The organism is Vibrio sp. R11-SG3-ISO9 (assembly GCF_059834255.1).
Genome location: NZ_JCBDGU010000022.1, coordinates 1 through 16,772, shown reverse-complemented (window position 1 = coordinate 16,772; position 16,772 = coordinate 1). Strand labels below are relative to the sequence as shown.

At 44.3% G+C, this 16,772-nt stretch carries 15 protein-coding genes and 1 pseudogene; 9 read left to right on the top strand and 7 right to left on the bottom strand.

What is annotated here, in order from left to right; all coding sequences use genetic code 11:
* The 3 genes from AC6R05_RS06790 to AC6R05_RS06780 all read left to right on the top strand — a co-directional run.
* Positions 1–489, top strand: a 489-nt coding sequence (locus AC6R05_RS06790) for a hypothetical protein (RefSeq protein WP_500646976.1), incomplete at its 5' end; no start/stop codon positions are given.
* A gap of 763 nt (positions 490–1,252) precedes the next feature.
* Entirely contained in the window at positions 1,253–1,909 is a 657-nt protein-coding gene (locus AC6R05_RS06785; protein WP_150872121.1) for a 2OG-Fe dioxygenase family protein, read from the top strand.
* On the top strand, positions 1,893–3,128 hold the full coding sequence (locus AC6R05_RS06780; protein ID WP_150872123.1) for a cysteine desulfurase-like protein: 1,236 nt from the start codon (positions 1,893–1,895) through the stop codon (positions 3,126–3,128). The genes AC6R05_RS06785 and AC6R05_RS06780 overlap by 17 nt, the downstream gene beginning before the upstream one ends.
* Before the next feature lie 57 nt (positions 3,129–3,185).
* Here AC6R05_RS06780 and AC6R05_RS06775 read toward each other — a convergent pair whose 3' ends face one another.
* Positions 3,186–3,617 carry a MarR family winged helix-turn-helix transcriptional regulator gene (locus AC6R05_RS06775; RefSeq protein WP_500646975.1) on the bottom strand — a complete coding sequence of 144 codons (432 nt, stop codon included), beginning with the start codon at positions 3,615–3,617 and terminating at the stop codon, positions 3,186–3,188.
* A 99-nt stretch (positions 3,618–3,716) separates the two neighbouring features.
* Between AC6R05_RS06775 and AC6R05_RS06770 the strand changes: the two genes are divergently transcribed.
* The 3 genes from AC6R05_RS06770 to AC6R05_RS06760 all read left to right on the top strand — a co-directional run bounded on the left by AC6R05_RS06770 (position 3,717) and on the right by AC6R05_RS06760 (position 5,076).
* On the top strand, positions 3,717–4,208 hold the full coding sequence (locus tag AC6R05_RS06770) for a DUF2798 domain-containing protein (protein WP_500646974.1): 492 nt from the start codon (positions 3,717–3,719) through the stop codon (positions 4,206–4,208).
* Between the two features lie 63 nt (positions 4,209–4,271).
* Positions 4,272–4,580 (top strand): DUF3861 domain-containing protein, encoded by a 309-nt coding sequence (locus AC6R05_RS06765; RefSeq protein WP_500646973.1) that lies wholly within the window; start codon positions 4,272–4,274, stop codon positions 4,578–4,580.
* A gap of 112 nt (positions 4,581–4,692) precedes the next feature.
* On the top strand, positions 4,693–5,076 hold the full coding sequence (locus AC6R05_RS06760) for a nuclear transport factor 2 family protein (RefSeq protein WP_500646972.1): 384 nt from the start codon (positions 4,693–4,695) through the stop codon (positions 5,074–5,076).
* A gap of 63 nt (positions 5,077–5,139) precedes the next feature.
* Here the strand turns inward: AC6R05_RS06760 and AC6R05_RS06755 are convergent, their stop codons facing one another.
* The gene (locus AC6R05_RS06755; protein WP_150872136.1) at positions 5,140–5,967 is read right to left on the bottom strand and encodes a DUF2797 domain-containing protein; all 828 of its coding nucleotides are present in this window, start codon (positions 5,965–5,967) and stop codon (positions 5,140–5,142) included.
* Between the two features lie 276 nt (positions 5,968–6,243).
* On the opposite strand from AC6R05_RS06755, the gene AC6R05_RS06750 reads away from it, so the two are divergent.
* Positions 6,244–7,539, top strand: a complete 1,296-nt coding sequence (locus tag AC6R05_RS06750) for a GGDEF domain-containing protein (protein ID WP_500646971.1) — start codon at positions 6,244–6,246, stop codon at positions 7,537–7,539.
* A gap of 195 nt (positions 7,540–7,734) precedes the next feature.
* On the opposite strand, the gene AC6R05_RS06745 is transcribed toward AC6R05_RS06750, so the two are convergent.
* The 3 genes from AC6R05_RS06745 to AC6R05_RS06735 form a co-directional block, all read right to left on the bottom strand.
* Positions 7,735–9,105 (bottom strand): SLC13 family permease, encoded by a 1,371-nt coding sequence (locus AC6R05_RS06745; protein WP_150894936.1) that lies wholly within the window; start codon positions 9,103–9,105, stop codon positions 7,735–7,737.
* A gap of 197 nt (positions 9,106–9,302) precedes the next feature.
* A complete protein-coding gene (locus AC6R05_RS06740) occupies positions 9,303–10,031 on the bottom strand; it encodes a SanA/YdcF family protein (RefSeq protein WP_152468573.1) in 729 nt (242 codons plus the stop codon).
* Positions 10,032–10,178: 147 nt separating this feature from the next.
* Positions 10,179–11,867 carry an NAD-dependent malic enzyme gene (locus AC6R05_RS06735; protein WP_500646970.1) on the bottom strand — a complete coding sequence of 563 codons (1,689 nt, stop codon included), beginning with the start codon at positions 11,865–11,867 and terminating at the stop codon, positions 10,179–10,181.
* 184 nt (positions 11,868–12,051) lie between these two features.
* On the opposite strand from AC6R05_RS06735, the gene AC6R05_RS06730 reads away from it, so the two are divergent.
* Both AC6R05_RS06730 and AC6R05_RS06725 read left to right on the top strand, forming a co-directional pair.
* Positions 12,052–14,442, top strand: coding sequence for a helicase-related protein (locus AC6R05_RS06730; protein ID WP_500646969.1), 2,391 nt, complete (start codon positions 12,052–12,054; stop codon positions 14,440–14,442).
* A 206-nt stretch (positions 14,443–14,648) separates the two neighbouring features.
* The gene (locus tag AC6R05_RS06725; RefSeq protein WP_032549231.1) at positions 14,649–15,026 is read left to right on the top strand and encodes a hypothetical protein; all 378 of its coding nucleotides are present in this window, start codon (positions 14,649–14,651) and stop codon (positions 15,024–15,026) included.
* 134 nt (positions 15,027–15,160) lie between these two features.
* On the opposite strand, the gene AC6R05_RS06720 is transcribed toward AC6R05_RS06725, so the two are convergent.
* On the bottom strand, positions 15,161–16,264 hold the full coding sequence (locus tag AC6R05_RS06720; RefSeq protein ID WP_500646968.1) for a phosphoribosylaminoimidazolesuccinocarboxamide synthase: 1,104 nt from the start codon (positions 16,262–16,264) through the stop codon (positions 15,161–15,163).
* 231 nt (positions 16,265–16,495) lie between these two features.
* A pseudogene (locus AC6R05_RS06715) lies at positions 16,496–16,772 on the bottom strand (SulA-like leucine-rich domain-containing protein); the annotation flags it as partial.

The following is a 16,772-nucleotide window of genomic DNA, read 5'->3' as shown; positions in this document are numbered from 1 at the left end:
CATATTTCAAACTCAAGGTTTATAGGTTACAAGAATTTCACTTTCTCTAAATTTGAAAATACAAAATTTTCCAATTGTGTTTTTGAAAATGTTAATAATTCAAATGTACCTAATAATTTCGACTCTGTAATATTTGATTCATGTCAAATGGGTGATTTAGATGTTGTCGTTGAAATGTCAAAAACTAGAATCAAAGAAAACAGAGCTTTAGTTGAAAAAGAGCTAAGAACATTCTTCACTTCTTTCTTTAATAGGGCTAGATTTATAGACCAAAAAAAGTCATATGTGAAGTTTTCTGATAAAGTAAAAGGCATTAATGTAAGTTTTTTTGAAAGTTTAATATCAAAAGGTGTTATAGAAGTTAAACTAGAAAAATCGGATGAAACATACTATCAAGTATGTTCATCATATCATGATAGTGTTTATACTCTTATTATGAATAATGCAGTTGATGAAAAGATGAGAAGCATTGTTGAGTCGCTAATTTAAATACAATGGAAACCACGAATTAATGCTCGTGGTTTCTATTCTAGACTATTTTGTTAGGCATAGGCGATATACCTTCTTACTATAATTTCTATTCGCGATATTTAACTTAGGCGCTTCATTTAGGCTGTCATTCGGCTTTTTATAACAATAGGTGCTTAAGGTCGCCGTCCAATGGAGACAAACATCTTAGTGGCTAAAAGAACAGTGAAAGTACTGCTTCAAAAGAAGTCAGTCTGACACTGGGGCGGCCGAGTTCCCCCCGAACTCGACCTGTTCCAGACGCGCAAGCAAAGGCGTTTGGATACTTTACAGTTGATAAATTAACCAATGTGCTATCACTGTGTAAATGGTTAATAGCTGCTGCTTCATTAGGTGTGTCGCATTTCAGTCTGTAACCGTTTTTGTTGGCAATCATTATTATGTTTGTCTATTTCTGCTCATCCGAATTCCCCATCCATTCCCTTCAAAACACAACGCTGCGCAGAAAATTAGAGAATAGCGTGCCAAATTAAACATTGCCTTTTTAATTAAAAATAGTGAATAAAACTAGCCAGTGAAGTGTGCTGAATTTTAAAGGTGCCCAACTTTTGAACTGGTTTTAATCACTGGTTTTTGAATTCAAGTTGGAATTAAGTTTTAAATTTATCTCTACAACAGAATAAATGGTTGTTTAAAGTTGATTTAACCAGATCTTCACGTATCATTTATGTAAACAAAAGGTTAAATAAAATAAGTAAAGTGGACATTCATTAAGGAGTCGATGATGTTACATGCTCACGAAAACACCCTACATATTACCCACCTCAGCAACCATGCCGTTGAAGAGTTGTCACCTTCGTTTGAAAAGCTACCAAGCACAGAACATGCTGATGGTAAGTTTCGTTTAAGAAGATACTCGGTAATTCGTTTTTGCGGTGGTCAGGTTGTGGAACAGGACAAGCACAACTTTGTTCAATCAGAAGACATTAATCACTTTCAAGGCGACGTAGTGCGCGAGTTTGAACCTGTTGAAGCCAACATTCTACAGAGTGAAGGCATGCAAGAGATGTGTGAACTCTTCATTGAGACGAATGGCCTGAAAGACGGTCAAGAGATCGAAATTCACCAAATTCGTATCTCGGCAATTTACGAAGAGACACAAGTAGCCCCTGAAGGCGTGCACCAAGATGGCTTTGACCACATCGCACTGATTGGTGTGAACCGTCATAACATTGTTGGCGGTGAGATCATGCTTTACCAAGATTCTCACGAAGCACCATTCTTTAGAAAAGTACTTGAAGATGGTGAAGTGGCAATGCTCGCAGACAGCAAGCTTTGGCACAATGCTCAACCTATCCGCACGATTGACCACGATGAAGTAGGTCATATGGATGTATTCGTACTAACAGCAAAGGATGAGCGTAATGTCCTTCACTCTTAATGAAGTTCGCCAGCAATTTAGCGCGTTAAGCCAATATCATAATGGCAAGCCTGTTACTTTTTTCGATGGGCCCGGTGGTTCGCAAGTCCCTGAAAATGTCCTAGCCTCAATGACTGAGTATCTTGGCCATTTTAATTCAAATCTAGGTGGACACTACTTTTCAAGCCAGAAAACAACAGGGCTAATGCAGCAGGCGAGAGAGTCAGTTCAAGCGTTATTGAACGCAGAATCTTCAGGCAACATCGTTTTTGGCGCCAACATGACTTCGTTGACGTTCCAATTGAGCCGAGCAATCAGCCGCGATTGGAACGAGGGCGACGAAATCATTGTTACAGCACTGGATCACTACTCTAACGTATCGAGCTGGCAACAAGCGGCAGAAGACAAAGGCGTTGTAGTACATCAAGTTCGTGTAGATGAATCAGACTGTAGCCTAGACATGGCGCACTTCGAATCTCTACTGAGTGATAAAACTCGACTGGTCGCAGTCACTTTTGCGTCGAATACCACAGGCTCGATTGTTGATGTAGAGAAAGTCGTAGAGCTAGCACACAGTAAAGGTGCGCAGGTTTACGTTGATGCGGTTCACTACGCACCTCATCACTTGATTGATGTACAGAAGCTAAATTGTGATTTCCTAGCGTGTTCTGCATACAAGTTCTTCGGGCCTCACGTTGGTATCGCGTATGTTGCTCCGCAATGGTTGCACACATTGAAGCCATACAAAGTTGAGCCTGCGACGAATGTTGGCCCTGGTCGTTTTGAAACCGGTACTCAGAGCTTTGAAGGTCTAGCCGGTGTGATTGCGGCGGTTGACTACCTTGCACAGTGTGGCGATCCGGCAGACGATCTCAGAACGCGTTTGGAGCAGAGTTACAAGTTGTACAATCGCCATGAGAGTCAACTGAGTGAGTACTTCTTGCAAAGGTTGAACGAGCTAAGCGGTGTTCGCCTTTACGGAAAAACAACCCATGACTCGAACTTGCGCACGCCGACGTTTGCTATCACGTTTGATGATCACTCACCAGAGTCGATAGCTAAAGCCCTAGGCGAGCACAATATTTGTGTTTGGAATGGCCACTTTTACGCACTTGGCTTAGTTAAGCAGCTAGGTATAGAAGAGACAGGTGTGGTTCGTATCGGCTGTATGCACTATAACTCAATTGAAGAGATCGACTTACTGTTCAATGTGTTGGAAGGCATTCTTCGTAAAGACTAATCCGGACTCACAATCAAACGAAAAGAGCGCACTGGAAATAGTGCGCTCTTTGTTTTTTTATCCTTTCGAATTGAGATTTTGAGCCATCGCTTTAGCCACTCGCTCAAAGGTTATGAGTTCATCACTATCAATACCTATCTTCATCTTCTCAAACATCTCGCTATCAACCTCAGTTAGCTGATCAACAATGGCTTTACCGCGCTCGGTGATAGCCAAACATTGACTGCGCTTGTCTTCGGGGTTGGGTTCTTTAACGATCAATTCTTGTTTAATTAGGGCACTGAGTAGGCGAGTCACTTGCGCCTTATCTCGGTCCAAAAAGTTCGCGATATCAACAGCAGTACACTGCGGCTTCTTGGTGATGATCTTTAATACACGCACGTGCATAGGTGCAATATCGAGATCCAACGACTCTATCTTTTCATGCACATTTCTTTTTACGGCATGTACCAATTTAAACAGGCTATCCAGTGATTTACCTTCAGACATAAAAACGCCCCAGTCAAACTAGTTGACATTATCAATCAAATTAAACTATAGTTGACATTATCAACTTAATTCAAAGCTAATTCAAGACTGGAGAAGAGAATGACTGTACAAGCTGTGATGAATGAATCAGTAATCGAGCCACAGAAAACGCCGCTTATCCAAAAAGTCTTGGTTATGTTGGGTATGGTTAGCCTGATGGGTGGCACGATCACCGGAACAATGACGTACCTTAACCTAGGTTTTACGGAGACTTTCTTTGCCGATTGGGCAACAAACTTTTTTACAGCGCTGGTTACAGTGATTCCAATGGGTTTCACCTTGATGGCGCTGTTAACCAAAGGTGCACAAAGACTACTTCCTAATATGGCAGCGAAAGCGAGAGACGCGCTGGTTGGCATCATTATGGCGCTAGTAATGGAATCGGGAATGGCGCTAACAAGTGCGTATCACAATGTGGGTTTGAGTAATCGCGCTGATTTTATAGAAGCATGGATGAATGGAGTACTGGGAGCGCTGCCTGTGGCGTTAGTGCTCATGATAACGGTATCGATGACGATTAAGCCGAAGGTGGAGAAGTTCCTAAAGAGCTAACCCAAATCATCGTCATTTCTTAACTTTATTAACGACCAACTTAATTGTATTAGAGGCCATAAAATGATTCCTACAATTCGCAAAGATAAACAGTACCGCATCACCATCGAAGAAGTCGGTACCGAACAAGCAAGAACGTTAGAGTTTGATTACCAAGACCGTGAAGACCTATTCAACGTTGTCGACAGTTTGAAAAAGGGCAGTGGGCTTGAACCTGAAACGGCAACGAAAGTGGCGGTAGCCCTTCGTCTGCTTGGCCCTGTGATGATGAAAGACCACAAGCATCCCCTGTTCTCGGATTTCATGCCGCACTTTAAAACGTTCATGCAGAATCTCAAAAGCACCGTTAAGCAGGCGTTTAAAGAAAAATAGTTGTGCTCTTGGTCTGCGATCTGATTGCCAGAGTCTATAGTAAGTAACACGAGTACCTTGTTTACTATTAACGATGAGGCTTCAATCGATAGCTTCATTCAGGGAGTTATTCATGAGCCAAGACCTTCAAGCCAATAAACAAAATGCGATCAATTTTTATGAGATGGCCTATAGAGGCAAGCCTAAAGAAGCGGTAGAGAAGTACGTCGGGGATGAATATATTCAACACAACCCGCTGGTGGGTAACGGACCACAGCCCTTCATCGATTACTTTGAGCGCATGCAGTCAGAGTACCCGAATAAAGACATCACTTTTGTTCGCGCGGTGGCTGAAGGTAACTTGGTCGCGCTGCATACTCATCAAACATGGCCGGATAATGTCGAGTATGTGACGATGGATTTCTTCCGTTTTGATGATAACGGTAAGATTGTTGAACATTGGGATGCACTTCAGGAGATCCCAGAAGGGACGGCGAATGGCAATACCATGTATTAGTGACCTGAAAATAGAAAACGCCCAGTGATTGTTGTCACTGGGCGTTTGTTTTTAGTTGGAATGTTACTCAGCAGACACTTCTACTTCGTAAGAGCCAAATTTACGAATGTTGATAACACCCGTATCAAGAATCAGATATTGGCCTTTAATCCCTTGCAGCACACCTGTCACTTCTGGGTTTTTGTCGAAGTTGTGTGACGTGATTTTCACAGGGTGTTGCTCAACTGGGTAGCTCAGTGGCGTGATGTTTTCATTAAGAACCTCAATGGCATCATCACCAAATTGAGCTTTGATCTCTTGGATCTTATCTTCCACAAGCGGCAACAACTCTTTCGCGCGTTCAACCAATTCGATGTCATCGCCATCGCCTTTTAGCAGGGTACGCCAGTTGGTTTTATCTGCGATGTGTTTCGCCAGTTCTACTTCAATCAGACCTGAGATCTGACGAGTCTTCACTTTCAAGATTGGTAGGCCTTGAGTGGCACCTTGGTCAATCCAGCGTGTTGGGATCTGCGTATGACGAGTAATACCCACTTTTAGACTCGAGGTATTTGATAGGTACACGAAGTGATCAACCATGCAGTTCTCTTCACCCCATTGCGGCTCGCGACAGGTTCCTTGGTCGTAGTGACAAGTCTCTGGCTTCATGATGCACATGTCGCAGCTTGCTAGCTTTTTCATACAAACAAAGCAGTGACCTTGAGAGTAGCTTTTCTTGGTTTTCTTACCGCAAGAACAGCAGAAGATGTTGCCTGTGTGGGTGAGGTTAATGGTTTTGCCGATCAGAGGATTCAACTCTACGAACTCTTCGCCGACCGGTAGACGATACGTAACCGTACCATCAAGAGAAGCACTCATTTTTTTGAGTGTTCCTTTCGCTAATAAAGACATGACATTACTCGTGCGTTTTTGATTATATTTTGCGATCTAGCCGTAGCCTTTGCCGCATTGATTATCCAGTCAGTATACCAAATAGAGGTGCGCTAGGTACGTAATATTGATGTTAGATAAAGCGTTCGAACTTTTCTTAAGCACCCTCTAAATTAGAGTATGATATTTTGAAAAGCCGTGCTATAACGTTTGCCGGCGAGATATGCGTGCTTGGCATAGACCGTAGAATGTTGTGAATAGAGCGCCAATAGTGCGCAGCAGATTGGAAACAAACCAGTGAAGTGGATACATAAGGTTGTCATATTTTTGGTTGTGGCGACTTTGGCGATTGTTCAGCTATATCAAGTAAGTGGTAATCGTGTCATTACGGCCATAACGCCTGACAAGTTTGAGTTTATTGCAACCAGTGACAAGGTTGATAATGGCGTCAGTACATCAGTCTTGAGTCTAAAAGATGATCACTATGTGTTGAACTGTGAGTTAATCGAGTCTGAATACCCTTGGCCTTATTGCGGGCTGTCGATCAAAATCAACTCTGATCCCACCATCGGGATCGACCTTTCCCAATATCATACTTTTCGAGTCAACATCGACTACCACACTAGCGAAGAGTCTAGTGGCCGATTAAGAACTTACCTTCGTAATTATAACCCTGCTTATTCAACGCCTGATGACGAGTATTCCTTTAAATACAATGGCATGGAATTTCAGCCTGGTGTTGATGGCGGCGTGATTGAAATCCCGATTGCAAACCTGCAAGTGATGACTTGGTGGCTTGCGGACAACGACATCGCGCTAGAGCACTCTGCGCCGGAATATTCAAACGTCAATTTGGTGGAATTCGCAACCGGGTCGGGTGCCAAACTCGGTAAGCATCAGATCGTTGTTAAGAGTATTGAATTTGAAGGCTCTTATTTCAGTGCAGAAAGCTTGTTTCTTATTCTGCTGTTTGTGTGGGTTGGAACAGGCACAGTATTTTTGTTGTCGGAACTACACAGCTCTCGCAAGCGAATGATGATTGCGGAAAAGCGTCATGCGCATCTAAAGAACGTGAACAAATCTCTTCGTGAACAGAACTTTGAATTCTCAGAGCTTGCCAATCGCGACGAGCTGACTGGGACACTGAATCGTCATGCTGTCCGTGATTGGCTTAAAGCCCAATCTCAAGACGTAAAGCAGGGCTATGGTGTGTTCAGCATGCTCTATTTCGATATCGACCATTTCAAGTCTGTGAACGATCAGTACGGCCACCAAATGGGCGACCACATTCTGCGTGAGTTTTCTATGGTAGTGGGGAGCTTAATCAGCTCAACCGACAAGCTGGTTCGATGGGGTGGCGAGGAGTTCATCGTTTTTTGTCCAGAAACGTCCATTGCAGAAGCTCAAGCCAAAGCCGAGAAAATTCGAACGATTGTGGGGCAACACTTATGGATTCATGGAGATCCTTTGACCTGCAGTATCGGCGTTGCTCAAATGAAACAGGAACGGATGACAGAAACCATTGCCAGAGCAGATGAGGCACTTTACCAAGCAAAGCATTCAGGCAGAAACCAAGTGGTGGTGAGTCAATAACGCTAGAGTTTTGGCTGGCTATTCAGCGGGGATATAACGAAGGGAATCAAAAAAAAGAGGTGGCGCGTGAGGCCACCAAAGGGAAAGTATGCCTGTGTTGTTGTTAGTAGGTGCCAGGCTATGATTACACTCTTGATTATTGAAACGGGCTGCTAGGGGGAATCGCAACCCGTTTGTGTGGAGCAGGAGTGTTGATTACCAGAAGATCCATGCGAACAGTGTTAGTGCCATAATACATACAATGTTAAGCACCATACCGATACGCATCATCTCTTTTTGTTTGATGTGACCAGAGCCGAATACGATAGCATTTGGTGGTGTCGCTACAGGCAGCATGAAGGCACATGATGCGGCTACTGCAATCAGCGCAGACAAGATAACTGGTGACATACCTAGTGCTTCAGCAATCGTTGCGAATACAGGAACCAGTAGCGCCGCACTTGCTGTGTTACTTGCGAACTCTGTTAGGAATACCACGAAAGCCACAACTGCTAAGATAGTCAGAAGCACGCCAGCCTGCTCTAGGAAACCACTTAGAGAGTGAGCTAAGAAAACGCTGGTGCCTGTCGCTTTAAGAATGTTACTCAGACAGATACCGCCACCAAATAGAATCAATACGCCCCAGTCAGTTGTTTTCTCAACGTCTTTCCACTCTACTGCGCGAGATGCGCCAAGCAGTACGATAGCGCCAATAGCAACTAAGCTATCGAATTTCGAGAAGCCACCGATCATTGCGTTGATTGGTTTACCGAAAATCCACAGAGTCACAGTTAGCAAGAAGATCGACAGTGTGATTTTTTTGCTGTTGGTCCACTCAACTGGTTTATGATCTAGTTCGAAAGTGTGGTTCAGTTTTGGCTTAGTCATCGCATATAGGATAACCATCGCAACTGGTAGAAGAATAAGAGAGATAGGAAGACCTAGCGCCATCCACTCTGTAAAGCTCAAGCCAACTTCTGCCGCTGCGATTGCGTTCGGTGGGCTACCGACTAGCGTTGCGATACCACCAATTGAAGCACAGTAAGCGATACCGAGTAGAACGAATACATAAGTATTGCGGTCTTCACGTTGGTCGACTTTGTTCATCACACCTAAAACCAAAGGCAGCATCATTGCTGTAGTCGCAGTGTTTGAAATCCACATTGATAGACCTGCACTCACACCGAATAGCATGAAGATCGCAACCGACATTTTACCTTTCGCAATCAGAAGTACTTTATCGGCGATCGCTTTGTCGAGCTCTTGCTTGTTCAATGCCGCTGCTAATGCAAACCCACCTAGGAAAAGAAAGATAATTGGGTTGGAGAAGTTTGCTAGTGCCGCAGGGGTATTAAAGACACCAAATACAACAGCGAGTAACGGTACAAGTAGTGCCGTGATGCTAACGTGAATCGCCTCTGTAAGCCAAAGTACGGCAACAAAGATCAAGATACTCAGACCAGTGTTGACCTGCGATTCGAAAGGCAGGGTATTAATCAAGGTCGCAAACAACAAGAAATTTCCGATAAGGATCATGCTGTTGCGGGTGAACAACCAGTGTTTCAGTGTAGTAACAAGTGCCGTCATAGGGCGCTCCTTTTGTTTCACCTCTGTTATTAGGTGCGCCTATTTTTTATGTGGCGCTTATTGTGTTCGAGGTGTTTGACTTGATGTAGGGTCAGACTTTGTTGACAGAATGTTACTCAAGTTAATAAAGGAGTGTTGGTGTGTTTTGTTCTTGGTGTAGCAAAGTGTGAGGCGACAAATCGAAAATGTGTAGATTTCTACACATCGGTTTGTGGATTACTGTTTTCAGGGGTTGCGCTAGGTTGAATCGGCTCTTTAGGACCTAAAAATTTCGGTGCGGTATCTATGATGTAGAGGTCTAAAAATGCTTTGGTTCGTGCAAACACTTCACGCAATCGAATATAGAAACCGGAGTGTTTGGTTGGCCCAGAAACAGCCAAGCACTGGGCGTGAATGTCGTAAGAGCTGGCGATGAAAAGTGCACGCTCACAGTGAAACTTTTGAGTGATGATCAAAAAGTTATCGGTATCAAAAATCTTCTTGGCGCGGACAATCGAGTCAAGGGTACGAAAACCTGCGTAGTCGAGGTTGATACGCTCTTCAGGCACACCAGCTTTAAGAAGGTCGCGCTTCATGGTCCAAGGTTCGTTGTAAGAGCGATGTGCGTTATCACCACTCAATAGAAACTGGTTGATGGTGCCTTGGTTATACAAGTCGATAGCAGCATCGATTCGGTGCTTATAGTATTCGTTAAGAGTGCGACCTAGGTATTTACTCGTCCCTAAAACAACCGCCACCTCTCTCTGAGGGACGTCTTCTATCTGGGTAATGATTCGCCCTTTAGCCTGCCAAGAAACCCAGTAATCAATACCAATTACTGTCGCAGCCCCAATCAACACAATGATAAACACGGAAAGTAGGGTGGTTTGGATCTTTTTGCTCGCCTTCTTTAAAAGTGCAATCAAATTTGAAGAACTGAATTTCACTCGAGGTAGGGTCCTTGCGCCTGAGCATCGTTAACGAATAGTCGATAGTAACAAAAATATCTTATAAAAATGAACGATTAAGTGATGTCTATATGAAGAAAAAAGCCCCTGCGATGCAGAGGCTTTAGAGATAATCTTCAATCTTGCTTAGAAAGCAGTACGCTTATAGCGACGGTACACTGGTTGCCAGAAGTGTTGGTCGATAGCTTGCTGTAGCGCTTCTTCAGTGATCTCTAGTGCAACACCTTGTTCGATCGCTTTCTTACCAACGGCAAAAGCAATCTTCTTAGATACAGTGTGGATCTCTTCTAGTGGTGGTAGAAGTGCACCAGAACCATTGATTGCTAGTGGAGAACAAGTTGCAAGTGCACGGCTTGATTCCATCAGCATTTCGTCGGTAATACGAGAAGCGTTAACCGCTAGAACACCAAGGCCGATACCCGGGAAGATGTAGCTGTTGTTACACTGTGCGATTGGGTAAGTTGTGCCTTTGTGAGTCACTGGCTCAAATGGGCTACCTGTCGCAACAAGTGCTTGGCCTTCTGTCCAACGAATGATGTCGTTTGGCGTCGCTTCAACACGGCTTGTTGGGTTAGATAGAGGGAACACAATTGGGCGTTCACAGTGAAGGTTCATCTCTTGGATAACTTCTTTGCTAAACAGACCCGGTGCACCAGATACACCAACCAGTACAGTAGGCTTCGCGTTACGGACAACATCAAATAGCGAGAAACCAGTACCTTCTGTTTCCCAACCTTCAGTGTTCTTATTTGTTTGAACCAGACGTTGTTGGAAGTCTAGTAGGTTTGGCATGCCTTCTTGTAGAAGACCCCAACGGTCAACCATGTAAACTTGTGAGCGAGCTTGTGCATCGCTGATACCTTCAGACACCATCTGAGCGATGATCGCTTCTGCGATACCACAACCTGCAGAACCTGCACCAAGGAATGTCACGCGTTGCTCAGATAGCTTGCTACCTGCAGCTTTACAAGCCGCCAATAGTGAGCCAACTGTTACAGCAGCTGTGCCTTGAATGTCATCGTTGAAGCAACAGATACGATCTTTGTAGCGCTCAAGCAGTGGCATCGCGTTCTTCTGAGCGAAGTCTTCAAACTGAACCAAAGCATCTGGCCAACGGCGTTGAACAGCTTGAATGAACTCTTCAACGAATGCGTCATAGTCTGCACCCGTGATACGAGGATGACGCCAACCCATGTACATTGGGTCTGCTAGACGTTGAGGGTTGTTGGTACCAACATCAAGAACGATAGGTAGCATGTAAGCCGGGCTGATGCCGCCACACGCTGTGTATAGAGAAAGCTTACCAATTGGAATACCCATACCACCGATACCTTGGTCTCCCAAACCAAGAATACGCTCACCGTCCGTTACCACGATTACTTTTACATTGTGGTTAGTCGCATTGTTCAGTAGGTCATCGATACGATCGCGGTTCGGGTAAGAGATAAACAGACCACGACCACGACGGTAAATGTTAGAGAAGTTTTCACATGCCGCACCTACAGTTGGTGTGTAGATGATTGGCATCATTTCAGAGATATGATTCTGAACTAAACGATAGAAGAGTGTTTCGTTAGTATCTTGGATGTTGCGCAGGTAAATGTGCTTATCCATGTCGCTTTCGAAGTTGCAGTACTGCTTGTAAGCACGACCAACTTGCTCTTGAATCGTTTCTGTATTTTCAGGCAGAAGGCCTTCTAGGTTAAAAGAAGCACGCTCTTCAGCGGTGAATGCACTGCCTTTGTTTAGAAGAGGAGTACTTAGTAGTGCAGGGCCCGAATATGGGATGTACAGAGGACGTTTGTCGTTGTTCATTGGAAGCCTAATATGGGAGAAAGAAAAACGGAAAAATGATAACGGTTTAGTTATTCAATTGTAAACTGTTTATCCCTTATATAACCAAACAAAATGATGATCTCACTGCTTTGCCACACTTCTCGAATATCGAGTGAAGATTTAGGTATACTTAGCTCACATTTTTTATCTATTGACACCTTTTATGTCTCTACTACCCATCGATTCTTATGAACATGCACTTCATGAACTCCTTCCTTCAAATCACCTTGTTGTAGAAGCTGAAACAGGCTCTGGTAAGTCGACTCGTTTACCGGTTTGGGCGGCAAAACATGGTCGAGTATTAGTGATTGAGCCAAGACGTATTGCATGTACTTCCTTGGCTGAGTTTTTGGCTACTTCATCGGGCAAACCGCTGGGTGAAGAGGTGGGCTATGCGATTAAGCTCGACGCTAAATACAACGAATCGACTCAGGTGACCTTTGTCACCCCCGGTGTCGCTCTGCGATGGTTAGTAGAAGATGGACTAAAGACGTTTGATATCGTTGTAGTCGATGAGTTCCATGAACGTCGCTGGGACATTGATTTGTTGGTGGCTATCTTGAAAGCGCGTAGCCAACATCGATTAATTGTAACGTCGGCGACAATCGAAGGGGCCAAGCTTGCTCACTATCTCGATGCAGAACGCATCACTTGTGAAGGCCGAAACTATCATGTCTCTATCGAACATCGAGCGTTGGACTCTCGTCACTTACCGGATAGCCGTAATATCGAACGTCGCGTTGCTGATGAAGTGAAGCAACAATTAGAGGCGTGCACGGGCGACATTCTTGTTTTTCTGCCGGGTAAGAAAGAGATCATTCAAACGGCTCAAATGCTGAATGCTATCGAAGAGATTGAAGTATGTCCGCTCTATACATCGGTTTCCGATAGCGAGCGCAACCGCGCATTGTCCGATATTTCACTGGATACACCACTGCGAAAGACCAAAGTGATTTTGGCGACCAACGTAGCTGAGACCTCCCTAACCATTCCGAACATTGCGGTGGTGATTGATTCTGGTTTGGAACGCAGAACGGTTCAACGCAATGGTAGAACAACACTAACCTTGAAAGCGATATCTCGTGCAAGTGCGAAACAACGAGCGGGGCGTGCAGGGCGTGTTATGGATGGTCAGTGTGTGCGACTGTTTGGCGAACATGCGGCTCTAGAACTTGTTACACCACCAGAGATGCAACGTGAAGAGTTGATTGAGCCGATGTTAGCGGCAGCTTGTTGTCAGATGACGTTTGAAGATTTAGACCTATTAGATGAGTTACCAGAAAAGTCATTGTTGAAAGCGAAGCAAGCTTTGCTTTTGATGGAGGCGATAGATGAAAAGGGGATGGCGACCGAGCATGGCCAACGCATGTATCCATTGCCGATTGATGCTTTGCATGCCGACATTGTGACTCGGATTAAATCTAAAGCGCTTAAAGAGGCGATGATAGATCTCACAGCCGCGCTTTCAGTTCCTGCTCGACTTTATCAATTGCCTAATAATCCAGAACATTTGGATGCTCTGTTCAAAGAGGAGAAAGAGGGCTGCGACATTGCCTTACTCATTGGCGTCGTCCGCGGAAAACAGTTCCCTCATATTACGGTTGATAAGCAAGCTCAGTTGGAGGCTCAAGGTTTAGCGGCACAGATGCGCGAACTGTTTGAACTCCCTCAACTGGAAGTTGCTTCTCGATTCAACAGAGTCGATTTACTCAAAGAGATTTTACGCCTGCACCCAGAATTGGCTTTTGTCCGTAGAACAAAGCGGCGTGAGGCGTTCGCCAATGGGCAACTCGAAGTGGTGCTAGGCAGGGAAAATCGAGTTCCAGACAGCAGCGAAGCTCTGCTCGTACTTGATACCTATAGCTTGCCCGGTAGAGGAGTAAAACAGACATTGACCTTAGCAACAACGGTAGCGCCGATCCCGCTTCAGTTGCTGGTAGAACAAGAGCTGGGGGAGTGGGAGCAAGGTGAAACGGTCGTTGAAGGGCCATCAGACTGCTCGGGGCAGGTGTTCACGGCTATGTCTTTGGTTTACGGAGGTCGTGTGATCGACACCAAGCTTATCGAGGCGCAAGGTCAACTCTCACTTAAGCCCGTCATAGACATGGTGGTAAGCGAGCAGTACTTACAAGGGTTCGCGAAACAGAGAACTCAAGAGATCAAACATTGGCAGTTGTATGTGCGAATGGGACTGAGTGAAAGTCATGAGTACTCACAACAAATCGAAGAGCTTAACTTTGTTGATTGGTTTGCTGCCCAGTTAGAAGAGTTGGGTGTCAGCCAAGTAGATGAGTTAGAGATGTTCGACGCGGAAGACATTCCGTTTGATGGCATTCCATACTGGGAATATGAAGAATTTGCAGAAAAATACCCATTCCATTTATTATTGGCCGATCTCCAACTCGATGTTGAATACCTTCCTCAAAGAAAGCTTGTGTATGTCTATTACTCGAGCGGTGGACGTAAAACACCACCTAAGCGTTGGGAACTGCCAGTTTGGTCTGGTTGGCGTATTCAGTACAAGAAAGCGAGTCGTGTTTTGGATGTGAAATAATAGGAATTACTTCAATTTGTAAAATATTAATCAAATAGACGCATATATGAGTTTTCAGTTCGTCTTTTGTTACAAAATTGATTTTTATATGCCTTTTTAACCAATCAAAAGGTCATAAAAGACCATTCTTCTATATCCTATTGCTATATAGAAAAAGTTGGTGGATATTAAGAGTATATTGTGTTGCCAATGTGTCGGGGGACATCATGGATAAACAAAAAGAGACCTGTGTAGAATTTGATTACACAAACTTTCTTGGCGCGTCATGCGATAAAAAATGGACTTTTCTAGAAGCACTCACCACATTTGCCCCTGTGTTCGGTACAGTTTGGAAAGATAGCATTAAAGATCTATCGACTCCGGAAGATCGTTTATGGGAAAAGGCACTCAAATCGCTCTCTACGCGAAAGAGTGACGAATCGAACATCGTGGTACTACTTAAGTTGGCAAAGTTGGAAGGTATCAATGAACTGAAAGTTGTGATGCCATATTCGTTGGAAGATGAACAGATCGAGTACATCGAATCACGAAGCCACCTAGTGATCACCGGAAGTTCGGCTGAGGAGTTCACGATAAAGTTATAGACGGTGAGGCGTTATTTCGGCGCCAAGCCTGATAACAATAAAGGGCCGCTTATCTACTTCATTAACTCAGTTACTTGAGTAATAAAGTGATAAGCGGCCCTTTAAGTAACAGACCTTATTGATAGAAAGGAGTGTTAGTCGATTAGGTTGTACTCAGCGCGTAGGATGTCGACGATCTCTTGTTTTGGATTCTCGCTCAGTTCAATCTTGCTACCTGTGATCTTTTCAGCAATATCAAGGTAGGTGCGAGACAGAGACATTAGCGCATCAAGCGGCAGTTCGTTATCGCGAGCCAATGCTTCACGTTCAGGCATACGCTCTTTGTTAAGTAGAATATCGGCATCTGGGAAGTGGTTTAACAAGAACTGGCGGAAGCCTTCTTTCGAGTTCTCGACGATGTTGCCTTTGTTGTACTCTTGAGTATCCCAAATACGTGATGAATCTGGCGTGCCAACTTCATCCATGTAGATAAGCTTTTCGTTGCCTTGAGCATCATTGACATAACCAAACTCAAACTTGGTATCAACGAAGGTTTGATCAACCTTGCTCAATGCTTCGCTAATCACGCCAAAGCCTTCTTTTAGTAGCTTCTCGTAGTGAGCAATATCGCTCTCTTTAGTGAAGTTAAATGCTGCGAAGTTCTGTTCGATGTTCTGACGAGTGATATTGACATCATCTGCTTCTGGTACGCCAGGGATGTCCTTAAGAATACCCTTGGTCGATGGTGTGATCAGTAGCTCTGGAAGCTTTTTATCTTTCTCTAAGCCTTCTGGCATTTCGATGCCACAGAATTCACGTTCACCATTTGCGTAAGCGCGCCACATTGAACCAGTAATGTATTGGCGACAAATCGCTTCAATCATAACTGGGCGTGCTTTTTGTACGATCCATACGAATGGGTGAGGGATATCTAGGATGTGGCTATCTGCCAGCCCGTTATCTTTAAACAGTTTAAACCAGTGATTAGAGATAGCGTTAAGTGCAGCCCCTTTACCTGGAACACCTTTTAAGCCGCCTTCGCCATGCCAAATGCAGTCAAATGCAGAGATACGGTCACTAATGACCATGATTGCTAACGGCGCATCAGGTGCGACATCGTAGCCTTTCTCTTTAATTAGTCTTTGACTATCTTCTTCGGTTAACCAGTAAACTGAGCGAACCTTGCCACTGTGGACAGGTTTATCAGTACGGATGGGTAGATCATCATTTACGGCTAGAACTTGATCAGCGAGGCTCATTTAGACATTCCTATCTTTTATCAAACGTCGTACAGAGAAGTGCATAACACACTCGATTAGGTGGGCATTATACCTAATCTAAATTCAGCTTCCAGAGAAAAAGCAAACGTTTGCTTATTTCTTTGCAATTCTCTTTTTCTTTCTGCTTTCAAGGTTCGTTATAGCAAATAAAAACCCCGCCCAATGCTGTCGTTGGTTTCGACAGAAAAGAGCGGGGTCGGCAGTGTTTGATTAGTGAACGTGATGAGTGGTGCTGTGCTCGACAAAGAAGACTTCACATTGGTATTGGATCGCGAGCTCACGTAAATACTGTTGACCAAATGAATCAATTTGGTTGCTCGCGATAATCGCACTCGCGTTTCGAGAGCGAATCGCTTTTTCAACAGTCTCCATTTCGCTCATTTGGCGAGAAGGTTTCATGTGAATGATGCGCTCACAGCAAATGTTGAACTGAGAGAGTTCTTTCGCTGATGGGCGAGGGGTCTGCGCTGTAAACAGTAACCACTGT